Origin of the sequence: Actinomycetospora cinnamomea, assembly GCF_003096675.1 — a bacterium.
In the GTDB taxonomy this organism is placed as follows: Bacteria; Actinomycetota; Actinomycetes; order Mycobacteriales; family Pseudonocardiaceae; genus Actinomycetospora; species Actinomycetospora cinnamomea.
In genome coordinates this window covers 382,005-394,561 of the sequence record NZ_QEKW01000004.1, presented here as the reverse complement: position 1 = coordinate 394,561, position 12,557 = coordinate 382,005, and the positions used below count along the sequence as shown (strand labels likewise).

The following is a 12,557-nucleotide window of genomic DNA, read 5'->3' as shown; positions in this document are numbered from 1 at the left end:
CACGCCACCCCTTCCGGAGGACGCCATGACCACGACCATCACCACCCGCGAGTCCGCCCTCGTGTCCACGCTGCGCGCCACGCTGCGCGGCGACGTCATCGACCGCGCCGACCCCCGCTACGACGAGGCCCGCCACGTCTGGAACGGCCTGATCGACCGCCATCCGAGCGTGATCGCGCGGTGCGCGGACACCGCCGACGTCGTCGCCGCGATCGCCGCCGCACGGATCCACCGGCCACCGGTGAGCATCCGCGGCGGCGGCCACCAGGTCGCCGGCAGCGCGGTCTGCGACGACGGCCTCGTCATCGACCTGTCGGGCATGACCGAGGTGACCGTCGACCCCGACACCCGCACCGCCCGCGTCGGCCCCGGCGCCCGCTGGGCCGACGTCAACACGGCCACCCAGCGCCACGGCCTGGTCACCCCGGGCGGCGAGGTGTCGGTGACCGGGGTGGCCGGGCTGACCCTCGGCGGCGGGATGGGCGTGCTGCAGCGGGCCCTCGGGCTGAGCTGCGACGCGTTGCGCTCGATCGAGATCGTCACCGCTGACGGGGTGGTGCGCACCGCGAGCCGGACCGAGCACCCGCACCTGTTCTGGGCCGCCCGCGGCGGCGGCCGGGGGCTGGGCGTGGTCACCGCGTTCGAGTTCGACCTGTCGCCGCTGGGCCCGGAGGTCGCCATGGCCCAGGTCATCTATCCCGTCGAGGAGGCGGCCACCGTGATGTCGGCCTGGCGGGACCTGGCGCCCCGCATGCCCGAGGCCGTCTCGCCGGAGATCGCGTTGTGGAGCATCCCGCCGGACCCCGCGATCCCGTCGGAGATGCACGGTGCCGAGATGGTGATGGTGGTCGGGCTCTACGCAGGACCCGCGGACGAGGGCCTCGAGGTGCTCGCGCCGCTGGCCCGCCTGGGCACGCCGATGCTCGACGCGACGGCGGTGGTCGACTACGCGACGAGCCAGACCGGGCCGGACCCGCTCTTCCCGGCGGGGGCGCGCTACTTCTTCAAGTCCCACTTCGTCGAGCGGTTCGACGACGACGCCGTCGCGGCGGTGCTCGCAGCCGGGGCGAGCCGCCCGACCCCGCAGTCGCTGGTCATCGTGCGCACGATGGGCGGGGCGATCTCGCGGGTCGGCGCGCACGAGAGTGCGTTCGCCCACCGCGGTGCCCTGTTCAACATCAGCATCGACGCCGGCTGGACCGACCCGGCGATGGACGACGCGGCGATCGGCTGGGCCCGGCAGGGGTGGGAGTCGCTGCGCCCCCACGCCACCGGGGGCGTGTACGTCAACTTCGCCGGCCTGGACGACGACGCCGACCGGACGAGTTCGTTCGGCGCCCACGCCGCCCGGCTCGACGCGATCGTGCGGTCGTACGACCCCGACGGCGTCCTCAGCGGCGCCGCCGCCCGCCCCTGAGCCGTCCGGGCGGGCACGCCGGGCCGCCTGCGCCCGGCCCGGGAGAACGAACGGCGCTCTCGCTGCTTGCGACGCAGCGGGAGCGCCGTTCGTTCGTTCCCCCCGGGACGCGCCTACCTACCCTCGCCGCGGCGAGGGCACCACGTTGCCCGCGGGCACGATGTTCTGGTTGACGCGGAACAGGTTCTCCGGGTCGTAGCGGCCCTTGATCTCGGCGAGCCGGTCGTAGTTGCCGCGATAGGACGCCCGGATGCGGTCCACGCCCTCCTCCATCATGAAGTTGATGTAGGCGCCGCCGGCCGAGTACGGGTGCAGGGCCTCCCAGTAGTCACGGGCCCACTGCGTGATCCGCTCCGCGTTCGCCGGGTCCGGGTCGACGCCGACGATGACGCCGGACCACCCGCCGCTGCGGTACGAGAAGGCCGTCGCGTCCTCGGGCACCTGGGCGGCGGCCCCGTCGATGGGGTAGAGGTGCATGGTCGACTGCCCGCTGGGCAGGGCCTCGGCGAAGCGGCGGTGCACCTCGATCGCCTCGTCGCTGATCTCGGTGAAGACGTCGCCCTTCCAGTACCACTGCAGCCCGGGCGGGAAGAGCGGGTCGAACGCCGACTGGAGCGCCGCGTAGGGCATCGGCTGCAGGCCCACCAGCAGCGGCGACCCGTAGGAGCGGATGGGCTCGAGCACCTCGTCCGCCCGGTCGCCGGGTCCGCTGTAGCACCAGACGATCCCGCACACCGTGCGCGCCCACAGCTCCTCGGGGAACGGTGGGGCCGGGGGGACGGCCATGACGCCGATCCAGCCGCTGAGCTCCGCCGGCAGCGACGGCAGCAGCTCCCGGTACCAGCGCATCACGTCGGCCATGTCGTCCAGCGAGTAGAACACCGGCCCGCCGATGATCGTCCCGGCGTCACCGACGGGGTGACAGCGGAAGGTGAACGAGGTGACGACGCCGAAGTTGCCGCCGCCGCCGCGGAGCGCCCAGAACAGGTCCGGGTGGCTGTCCTCGGACGCGGTCACGAACGAGCCGTCGGCGAGGACGACGTCGGCGGAGAGCAGGTTGTCGATGGTCATCCCGTAGCGGCGGGTCAGGTAGCCCGTGCCCCCGCCGAGCGTCAGGCCGGCGACGCCGGTGGTGCCGACGATGCCCGAGGGCGTGGCGAGCCCGAACGCTCCGGTCGCGTGGTCGACGTCCCCCCAGACGCAGCCCCCGTCCGCGCGGACGGTCCGCTGCTCGGGGTCGACGCGGGTGCCGCGCATCAGCGAGAGGTCGAGCACGAGCGCGTCGTCGGTGACCCCGAGGCCCGCGGCGTTGTGCCCGCCGCCGCGCACGGCCAGTGTCAGGCCGTACTGGCGGGCGAAGTTCACCCCGGCGATGACGTCGGCGACGTCGCGGCACTGCGCGACGGCCGCCGGACGCTTGTGGATCATGCCGTTGTAGACGGCCCGGACGGCGTCGTAGTCGGGGTCGGCGGGCAGGACGATCCGGCCGCGCAGGACGGCGGCGAGGTCGGTCCACGGGACGGTGGCGCGGTCGGCGGTCGTGGTCACGGCGGTCTCCCTGACGGGGTGGACGATCGGAGGAGCCGACGGTCCACGGCTCGCGTTCGCGCAGCGTTCGCGCCGTCCCGCCGGTCACCCGCCCCGGCGTCCGGCGGGGGAACGCTCCGCGTGGCGTCGCGCGCCCGGCAGCTCCCCGTCTCCGGTGGCGGAGGCCGGGACGTGGCCGTCCGGCGCGACACCCCGGGCCCCGAGGTCGCCCCGGCACCGGCGCAGCAGCGCGGTGCTGCCGTGCTCCCGGGCCAGGTCGGCCGCGACGGCCAGGCGTTCGAGCGCCGCCGGGTCCTCGTCGAACGCCGCGCGACGGCGCAGCACCTCCGGCAGCCACCACACGTCGCCCCGCGACCGGGCGTCGGCGATCGCCGCGTCGAGCACGGCGCGGGCCTCGTCCGGCCGCCCCCGACGCAGGGCGATGTCGGCGACCAGCGTGAGCCAGTAGGGCATCCGGAAGAACGCGCCGGTGGCGCGGAGGCCGTCGATGCCGCGCCGGGCGCTCTCCGCACCCGCCCGGCCGCCGCGCGCCCAGCCCGTGAGCAACGGCGCCCACTCCCGGTAGTAGGCGAAGCCGTACCGCTCGCAGAGCTCGGTCAGCTCGGCCACCGACGCCTCGACGGACGCCCGGTCGTCGCGCAGCTGGTGGGTGACCGCCTCGTACGCCAGGGCGATCGCCAGGCTGTAGGGGTGCTCGATGCGACGCGCCGCCGCGACGGCGCCGGCCGCGGTCTCGCGCGCCCGGTCGTCGTCGCCGAGCAGCCAGTGGGCGTGCGCCGACCACCCCGCGCCGTGCACGTCCGGGCGGCTGCCGACGCTCAGCGACACCGTGTCCCCCGCCTCGGCGACGACCGCGAAGTGGCGCAGGCCCTCCCGGAGCCGTCCGAGGCCGAGCGCCGACCCGCCCGCCGCGAAGTGGGCGGGTACGGCGAGCGCGGGGGCGGCGTCGACCATCGCCAGTGCCCGCGCTGCGATGGCGTCGGCCTCGATGACGGCGCCGCCCACGAAACGCGCCGTCCAGAGCCCCACGAGCGCGGACAGCTCGGCGTCGCGGCGTCCGATCCGGTGGGCGAGCGCCACGGACGCCTCCAGCGTCTCCCGCACCGCCGCCGACGCGTAGCCGTGGCGGGCGTTCAGCGGCGCGGCGAGGGCGTTGCGGACGGCGAGCTCCTCCTCGTCGCGGTGCTGCCCAGGGGGCAGCGCGCGGACCAGGCCCAGCGCCTCCCGGAGCAGCCGGATCGCCTCGCCGTGCGCGAACCGTGACGCGGCCACGTCGGCGGCCCGGCGGTAGGCGGCGACGGCGCGCTCCGGCCGCCCGCCGAGGGCGTGGTGACGCGCGAGCCGTGCCGAGACGGCGTCGAGACCGTCGGCGTGCAGCTCCTCCAGCGCGCCCGCCAGCCGGCGGTGCAGCAACCACCGCGTGGGCGGGCTCGCCAGCGCGTCGGCCGCCTCGCGCAGCAGCTCGTGGGAGAAGTCGTAGCCGGGCCCGGTCTCGCGCACGATGCGACGGCGCCAGAGCTCGTCGAGCGCGCGGACCACGGCGTCGGCGTCGAGCTCGCTCGCCTCGACGAGCAGGGCGAGGCTGAACTCCCGCCCGACCGCGGCGGCGAGGGCGGCGACCTCCCGGGCGGTGGGCCCGACCTCGTCGAAGCGGGCACGCAGCATCGCCGCGAGGTCGCCCCGGGCGGGTCCGGCGGTGTCGGCGGCGCCGGCGCTCAGGGCCTCCACGACGTGCAGCGGCAGGCCGCCCGTGACGGCGTGCAGCGCGGCGGCGTCGTCGGGTGGCCGTCCGGTGACGACCGTGGCCAGCCGGGCCGTGCCCTCGACGCTGAGCGGGTCCAGGGGGAGCTCGGACGCGGCGCCGGTCGCACGCACCCGCGGGAACCACTCGTCCACGGCGCCCGGCCCGTCCCGGGCCGTCCCGACGATCAGCAGCGGCGCGTCGCCGGCCCGGCCGAGGAGGTGACTGAGGAAGTCCAGGGTCTCCTGGTCGCCCCAGTGCAGGTTCTCCAGCACCAGCAGCAGCGGGCGTCCGACCTGCAGGAACGCCCGCGCGAGTCCTTCGACGAAACGGTGCCGCCGCCACGCGTCGACCATCGCGCGCGACCCGTCGAGGAGCCGGTCGTCCGGACGCTCGTCGCGGGGGACCAGCCGCTCCACCTCGAGGCGCCAGACGGGGTCGAGGCCCTCGATGGACGCGCGCAGGGCGGGCACGCGAAGCCAGTCGGCGACCGGGGCCAGCGCCAACCGGTCGGAGGTGCCGTAGCAGCCGGACTCGGCCACGAGCCCGTCGCCGTCCCGGACGACCGCGGCGAACTCGCCCACGAGCCGGGTCTTGCCGACGCCGGCCTCGCCGCGCACGAGGACGAGCCCGGGTCCGCCGGCGAGGGCGCGGCGCCACGCCCGGCCGAGGGCGGCGAGCTCGGCCTCGCGGCCCACGAGCGCGTTCCTCGTCCCGTGGGCGCGGCCGGGGGCGGCGGGGGCACCGCCGGCCGCATCGGGTGGGCCCGCACCCGACGCGGTGCCGTGGAGGGACGGGGTGTCGAGGAGCCGGCGCGTCTCCGCGCCCGGTGTCACCCCGAGCTCCCGACCGAGCACCGACGCGCAGCGCTCGTAGGCGCTCACGGCACCGGCGTGGTCGGCCTGCTCGAGCTGCAGCCGCATCAGCGCCCGGTACCCGGCCTCCTCCAGCGGCCGCAGCCGCACGCGGCGGCGCGCCACGTCCTCGGCCGCGCCCGGGTCACCGGTGCGGGCGAGCGCCTCGGCGAGCAGCGAGCACACCCGGGCGCAGCAGGTCTCGCGGTCCTCGCGCACCCGGACCGCCCACTCGTCGTCGACCTCGGGCAGGAACGCGCCGCGGTACTGCGCCAGGGCGGCCCCGCCGTGACTGACGACGGCCGCGGTGTCCTCCCGCGCCGCGGCGTCGACGGCGTCCCGGGCCGCGCGGTCGAAGACGCGCAGGTCGACGGTCACCTCGGCCACGTCCCGCCACGCGAGCCCGGCCGTCTCGGCGCCCAGCACCGGGGCCTGCCCGACGGCGTGGCGCAGGTGGTGCAGTTCCCGGCGCAGGTTCGTGAGCGCCTGGGCGTCGGTGGAATCCGGCCAGAAGAGGGCCGCCAGACGCCGGCGCGGGACGACCGCCCCGGCGTGCGCGACGAGGTAGGCGGCGAGCGCGAGCCCCCGTGACGAGCACGGCCGGTGACCGCCCTCCTCGTCGGCGATCACCTGCTGACCGAGCAGCGCGACGTGCAGCATGGGCGACCTCTCACCGGGCGGTCACCCAGGGTGGCGACGACGTCGGGGTGAGACCAGCAGTGCGCCTGGTCTGTCCGAGTTCGTCACGGGATCGTGACGCCTCGCCCGCGACGGCTGGGCCAGGAGGGCGAGGACCGCCCACGTGCCACCCCGACACGAACGCACGGCGCTCTCGCTGCTCCGGGAGCAGCGAGAGCGCCGCTCGTCCCTCGGGGTACCGCACGTCACGCCGGCGCGGCGTGCCCGGGTCGGCTCAGGCGACCGGCTGGGCCGCGCGCGAGACCACGAGGGCGCCGGTGCCCCCGTCGGCGGACTCGTCGAGGTCGACGGCCACCGTGTCGCCCTCGCGCACCTCGCCGGCGAGCAGGGCCCGGGCGAGCTGGTCGCCGATGGCCGACTGCACGAGCCGGCGCAGGGGCCGGGCGCCGAAGACCGGGTCGAAGCCCTGGAGCGCGAGCCACTCGCGGGCCGCGTCGCTGACGGCCAGCGTGAGCCGCCGTGACGCCAGGCGGGCACCCAGGCGCTCGAGCTGGATGTCGACGATCGAGGTCAGCTCCTCGGTCGACAGGGCGTGGAAGACCACGACGTCGTCGAGCCGGTTGAGGAACTCCGGCTTGAACGAACGCCGCACGACCTCCATGACCTTCTCGCGCCGCCCCGCGTCGTCCAGCGAGCTGTCCATGAGCGCTGCGGAGCCGAGGTTCGAGGTCAGCACGAGGATCGTGTTGCGGAAGTCCACGGTCCGGCCCTGGCCGTCGGTGAGGCGCCCGTCGTCGAGCACCTGCAGCAGCACGTCGAAGACGTCCGGGTGCGCCTTCTCGACCTCGTCGAGCAGCACCACCGCGTACGGGCGGCGCCGCACGGCCTCGGTGAGCTGGCCGCCCTGGTCGTACCCGACGTAGCCGGGCGGGGCACCGACGAGGCGCGCGACCGAGTGCTTCTCGCCGTACTCGCTCATGTCGATGCGGATCATCGCCCGCTCGTCGTCGAACAGGAACGCGGCGAGCGCCTTGGCCAGCTCGGTCTTGCCGACGCCCGTGGGCCCGAGGAACAGGAACGACCCGGTGGGCCGGTCCTCCTCGGCGATGCCCGCGCGGGCCCGGCGCACGGCGTCGGACACGGCGCGGACCGCCTCGGCCTGCCCGACCACGCGGCGGCCGAGCTCGTCCTCCATCCGCAGCAGCTTCGCGGTCTCGCCCTCGAGCAGGCGCCCGGCGGGGATGCCGGTCCAGGCCGAGACGACGTCGGCGACGTCGTCGGGGCCGACCTCCTCCTTGAGCATGACCGCGCCGTGCTCGGCGGTGGCCGCCTCGGCGGCGGCGAGCTCCTTCTCCAGCGCGGGGATGCGCCCGTAGCGCAGCTCCGCGGCGCGGCCGAGGTCGCCGTCGCGCTCGGCGCGCTCGGACTCGCCGCGCAGCGTCTCGAGCTGCTCCTTGAGCGCCCGCGACGAGTCGATCGACTCCTTCTCGCCCTGCCAGCGCGCGGTGAGCGCGGCGAGCTCCTCGCGGCGCTCGGCCAGCTCCGCACGCAGCGCGGTCAGGCGCTCGCGCGAGGCCTCGTCGGACTCCTTGGCCAGCGCCATCTCCTCGATCTCGAGGCGGCGCACCGCGCGCTCGACCTCGTCGATCTCCACCGGCCGCGAGTCGATCTCCATGCGCAGCCGCGAGCTCGCCTCGTCCACGAGGTCGATGGCCTTGTCGGGCAGGAAGCGCGCGGTGATGTAGCGGTCCGACAGCGTCGCGGCGGCGACCAGCGCGGCGTCGGTGATGCGCACGCCGTGGTGCACCTCGTAGCGCTCCTTGAGCCCGCGCAGGATGCCGATGGTGTCCTCCACCGACGGCTCGCCCACGAGGACCTGCTGGAAGCGCCGCTCCAGCGCGGGGTCGTGCTCGATGTGCTGGCGGTACTCGTCCAGCGTCGTGGCACCGACCATGCGCAGCTCGCCGCGGGCGAGCATCGGCTTGATCATGTTGCCGGCGTCCATCGCCGACTCGCCGGTGGCGCCGGCGCCGACGATGGTGTGCAGCTCGTCGATGAACGTGATGATCTGGCCCGCGGAGTCGGTGATCTCCTGCAGGACGGCCTTGAGCCGCTCCTCGAACTCGCCGCGGTACTTCGCGCCGGCGACCATCGACCCCAGGTCCAGGGCGACGACGCGCTTGCCGCGCAGCGACTCGGGGACGTCGCCGGCGACGATGCGCTGGGCCAGCCCCTCGACGATCGCGGTCTTGCCGACGCCGGGCTCACCGATGAGCACGGGGTTGTTCTTGGTGCGCCGCGAGAGCACCTGCACGACGCGACGGATCTCGGCGTCGCGGCCGACGACCGGGTCGAGCGCGCCGGAGCGGGCCCGCTCGGTGAGGTCCTGGCCGTACTTCTCGAGGGCCTGGAACGTGCTCTCCGGGTCGGCGGACGTGACCCGCCCCGAGCCGCGGACCTTGGTGAACGCCTCCTTCAGCGCCTCGGGCGTCGCGCCGTGGCGCGTGAGCACGTCGGCGGTGCGCCCACCGGCGGCGGCCAGCCCGACCAGGAGGTGCTCGGTGGAGACGTACTCGTCGCCCATGTCGGCGGCGAGCTGCTGGGCGTGCTGGAGCACGCGCGCGGTCTCGCGGTCGAACTGCGGCGCCGCGACGCTGGAGCCACTGGCGCTCGGCAGGCCCGCGAGGACCTTCTCCACGTCCGACCGGACGGCCGAGGGGTCCGCCCCGACCGCGCGCAGCAGCGGCTCGGTGAGCCCGTCGGTCTGGTCGAGCAGCGCGGTCGCGAGGTGGGCCGGCGAGACCTGGGGGTGACCGTCGACGGTGGCCGCGCGGACGGCGGCCGACACCGCCTGCTGGGTGCGGGTGGTGGGGGTGAAATCCATCGGTCCTCCTGGTGGCGCGCGGGCGGCCCACCAAGCCGCCCTTCAACTTGAGTCTATCTGGCTCAACCTTGGGGGTGGCCGCTTTCTTCCCGCCGTCCGACCACCCGCCACCGGTCACCCACAGCAACGACGACGAGCGGTCCCGATCCGGTTCGTCGTCGCTGCTCAGCGTGGCTGGGGGCACCGTCCGGCGCGCCGGGAGGCCCGGGCGACGAGCCCATGGTGGGGACCCTGCGTGACGACCACGAACGGGCTGTCATAGTGACCTCGTCGCGCGGGTACCACGGACCCGCGCCGGGGGGCCGGGAGGAACGCCGAGAATGTCCGCGGAGCCGCTGTCGGGAGGCGGTCCGGTCGTGCCGGGCCGGGACCCCGGTCGGCCCGCGCCCCGTCCCGCCGCCCGTCGCCTCACACCCGTGCGCGCCGTGCCGGCGCCCGCGACGACGCCGTTCGTGCGCCCCGGCCGCCACGCCGCCCCCGAAACCGCACCAACCGACGCGGCACCCGACGCCGACGCAGCGAGGGACGCCCCGAGTGCCTCCCACGCCGCCGGGGCGTCCCTCGCACCCGAGCCGGCGCCCACCCGGGAGACCCCGGAGGCGCACGCCGCTCGCCGGGTGCGCGAGACGTGGGACGAGGTCGAGGCGCACGTCGACGAGCTCGCCGACTGGTTCGCCGCGCTGCTGTTCAGCCTCGCCCCGGAGACACGGGCGCTCTTCCCGACGCGGGTCACCGAGCCCGCCCGGCGCCTCGTGCGCTCGCTGGTGCTGCCCATGAGCACGGTCGACCGCCCGGACGAGCTGCGCCGGCTCGTCGAGCCGCTGGTCCGCGAGCACCGGGCGCTGGGCCTGCACGCCGGGCAGTACGAACCGCTCGGGGTGGCCCTCGTCGGGGCGATGCGCCGGTACGGCGGTCAGGCGTGGGACGAGGCCACCGAGCACGCCTGGGTGCGCGCGTTCTCGCTGGCCGCGGGGCCGATGGAGCAGGCGGTGCGCGCGGCCGCGACGCCGGCCGTCACCGCCGGCACGGTCGTGGGTCACCGCCGGCTGAGCTGGGACCTCGCCGTCGTGCACGTCCGCCCGGACGTCCCCGTCCCGCACCGCGCCGGCCAGTACCTCACCGTCGAGGTGCCGCAGCGACCGCGGATGTGGCGGGCGCTCAGTCCCGCGACCGCACCGCGTCCCGACGGCCTGCTCGAGTTCCACGTCCGCGCCGTCGAGGGCGGCTGGGTGAGCCGTGCGCTCGTCGCGCACGCGGCGACCGGCGACCGCTGGCGGCTCGGCCCGGCGTCCGGGCGCCTCGGGCTCGACCCGGGCAGCAGCCGCGAGGTGCTCATGGTCGCGGGCGGCACCGGCGGTGCGCCCGTGCTCGCGCTGTGCGAGGACATGGCACGCCGGCCCGACCCCCGCCCGTGCACGGTGTTCCTGGGCGGGCGGGTGCCCGAGGACCTCACCGTGCTCGACCGGCTCCGCGCGCTCGCCGAGGAGCACTCCTGGCTCGCGGTCGCCGCGGTGTGCGAGGACGACCCCCTCGACGAGCGCACGCTGCCCGGCACGCTGCCCGAGGCGGTGCTGCGCGGGGGCGACTGGTCGGGTCACGACGTCCTGCTCTCCGGCTCGCCGACGATGATCCGGGCGACCGCCTCGGCGCTGCTCGTCGACGGCGTCCCGCTCGACCACATCTCCTACGACCCCTTCGCCGACTAGTCGCCGCGGCTACGGGGGCCCGGCTGCCAGACGACCACCGACTGGGTACGCCGCGCCGGGAGGCGATCGTTGCGCCGGTCGCTGCGCTGGGCCCCGGCCTGCTCGGCCGCGGCGCGCCAGCGGGCGAGCTCCTCGGTGACCTCGGCGAGCCGGTCGCTCAGGACGCCGACCTCGCGCTCGAGCTCGATGATCCGCTTGATGCCCGCGAGGTTGACGCCGTCCTCCTGGGACAGGCGCTGCACCTCGCGGAGCAGCGCGATGTCGCGCACCGAGTAGCGCCGGCCCCCACCGCTGGCGCGGCCAGGGCTGACCAGCCCGATGCGGTCGTAGGAGCGCAGCGTCTGGGCGTGCATGCCCGCGATCTGCGCGGCGACCGAGATGACGAAGACCGGGGTGTCCTCGTCGGCCCAGGAGGGCAGCGCCGGCACGGAGCCCAGCGGCGCGGGCCAGGGCCCGCGCTCGCCGTCCCCTCCGCGGCTCACGACGCCGTCTCCCTCCGTGCGGCGGCCTCGGCACGCCGGGTGAGCTCGGCGCGCGGGTCGTGGTCGGCGGTGGCCTTCGCGTAGGCGTCGAGGGCCTCGCGCGCGGCCTTGTCCAGCCGGCTCGGCACCGCGAGCTCGACGGTGACCAGCAGGTCACCGGTGCGCCCGTCCTTCCGGCGCACCCCGCGCCCGCGGACGCGCAAGGTGCGGCCGCTCTGGCTGCCCGCGGGCACCTTGAGCGAGACCTTGCCGTCCATCGTCGGCACGGTGATCGTCGTGCCGTCGACCAGCTCGGGGAACGTGACCGGCACGGTCAGCGTGAGGTCGTCGGGGTTGCGCTCGGAGCGGCCGAACAGGTCGTCGGCGTTGACGTGCACGACGACGAACAGATCGCCCGGGGGCCCGCCGCGCTGGCCCGGTTGCCCCTGCCCGGCGAGCCGGATGCGCTGACCGTCGTCGACCCCAGGCGGGATGCGCACGGTGAGGGTGCGGGTCCGGGTGCTGACGCCGTCGCCGCCGCACTCGGGGCACGGGTCGTCGACGATCGAGCCGGTGCCCGAGCAGTCGCGGCACGGCTCGCTGAACGCGAACGCCCCCTGACTGCGGGACACCACTCCGGCACCGCCGCAGGTCAAGCACGTGCGCGGGCTGGTGCCGGGCCGGGCGCCGTTGCCGCCGCACGTGCCGCACCGCGTCGGCGACGCCAGCCGCAGCGGCAGGGTGGTGCCGCCGACGGCCTCGGCGAAGTCGATGCGCACGTCGGTCTCGACGTCGGCGCCGCGCTGCTCGCGCGGCCGCGTGCCCATGCCCGGCGTCGGGCCGGCCGTGGTGCCGGCACCGCCGCCGAAGAGCCCGCCGAGCAGGTCGCCGAGCCCCCCGGCACCCGGGGCACCGGCACCGCGGCCCCCACCGAACAGGTCGCCGACGTCGAAGCCGCCCTGGAAGCCGGTGCCGCCCGCACCCGCACCCGCGCCGCGCCCGCCGCCGAACCCTCCGAAGCGCCCGCCCGCGAACAGCGAGCGGGCCTCGTCGTACTGCTGGCGCTTCTCCGGGTCGGACAGCACGCCGTACGCCTCGCCCGCGGCCTTGAACCGGGCCTCGGCCTTGGCGTCACCCGGCTTGGCGTCCGGGTGGTTCTCACGGGCGATCTTCCGGTACGCCTTCTTGATGTCGGCGTCGGAGGCGTCCTTGGCCACGCCCAGCTCGCGGTAGTAGTCCTTCTCGACCCAGTCACGAGCGCTCATGGCCGAGACTGCTCCTTCCGCGGTTCTCCGGTGGTGGGTGGG

Annotated in this window: 7 protein-coding genes; 2 read left to right on the top strand and 5 right to left on the bottom strand. The window is 75.9% G+C overall.

What is annotated here, in order from left to right; translation table 11 throughout:
* The first annotated feature begins 25 nt into the window (after nucleotides 1-25).
* Nucleotides 26-1,417, top strand: a complete 1,392-nt coding sequence (locus tag C8D89_RS11000; RefSeq protein WP_116708134.1) for an FAD-binding oxidoreductase — start codon at nucleotides 26-28, stop codon at nucleotides 1,415-1,417.
* A gap of 117 nt (nucleotides 1,418-1,534) precedes the next feature.
* On the opposite strand, the gene C8D89_RS10995 is transcribed toward C8D89_RS11000, so the two are convergent.
* From C8D89_RS10995 to clpB, 3 genes are all read right to left on the bottom strand, one after another.
* On the bottom strand, nucleotides 1,535-2,965 hold the full coding sequence (locus C8D89_RS10995; RefSeq protein ID WP_116708133.1) for an FAD-binding oxidoreductase: 1,431 nt from the start codon (nucleotides 2,963-2,965) through the stop codon (nucleotides 1,535-1,537).
* 84 nt (nucleotides 2,966-3,049) lie between these two features.
* Nucleotides 3,050-6,220, bottom strand: coding sequence for an ATP-binding protein (locus C8D89_RS10990; RefSeq protein ID WP_116708132.1), 3,171 nt, complete (start codon nucleotides 6,218-6,220; stop codon nucleotides 3,050-3,052).
* Between the two features lie 253 nt (nucleotides 6,221-6,473).
* Nucleotides 6,474-9,083 (bottom strand): ATP-dependent chaperone ClpB, encoded by a 2,610-nt coding sequence (gene clpB / locus C8D89_RS10985; RefSeq protein ID WP_116708131.1) that lies wholly within the window; start codon nucleotides 9,081-9,083, stop codon nucleotides 6,474-6,476.
* Between the two features lie 416 nt (nucleotides 9,084-9,499).
* Here clpB and C8D89_RS10980 point away from each other — a divergent pair, with 416 nt between their 5' ends.
* Nucleotides 9,500-10,789 carry an FAD-binding oxidoreductase gene (locus C8D89_RS10980; protein ID WP_243418011.1) on the top strand — a complete coding sequence of 430 codons (1,290 nt, stop codon included), beginning with the start codon at nucleotides 9,500-9,502 and terminating at the stop codon, nucleotides 10,787-10,789.
* Here C8D89_RS10980 and C8D89_RS10975 read toward each other — a convergent pair.
* Nucleotides 10,786-11,271 (bottom strand): heat shock protein transcriptional repressor HspR, encoded by a 486-nt coding sequence (locus tag C8D89_RS10975; protein WP_423716935.1) that lies wholly within the window; start codon nucleotides 11,269-11,271, stop codon nucleotides 10,786-10,788. The genes C8D89_RS10980 and C8D89_RS10975 overlap by 4 nt on opposite strands.
* Nucleotides 11,268-12,515: a DnaJ C-terminal domain-containing protein gene (locus C8D89_RS10970; protein WP_116708130.1), complete on the bottom strand. Its 1,248-nt coding sequence runs from the start codon at nucleotides 12,513-12,515 to the stop codon at nucleotides 11,268-11,270. Before C8D89_RS10970 ends, C8D89_RS10975 begins: the two co-directional genes overlap by 4 nt.
* Between the last annotated feature and the right edge of the window lie 42 nt (nucleotides 12,516-12,557).

Bases quoted from the DNA above. Each gene is read 5' to 3' on its own strand.
- C8D89_RS10970 (WP_116708130.1), bottom strand. From the start codon at position 12,515: ATGAGCGCTCGTGACTGGGTCGAGAAGGACTACTACCGCGAGCTGGGC.
- C8D89_RS11000 (WP_116708134.1), top strand. From the start codon at position 26: ATGACCACGACCATCACCACCCGCGAGTCCGCCCTCGTGTCCACGCTG.
- C8D89_RS10990 (WP_116708132.1), bottom strand. From the start codon at position 6,220: ATGCTGCACGTCGCGCTGCTCGGTCAGCAGGTGATCGCCGACGAGGAG.
- clpB (WP_116708131.1), bottom strand. From the start codon at position 9,083: ATGGATTTCACCCCCACCACCCGCACCCAGCAGGCGGTGTCGGCCGCC.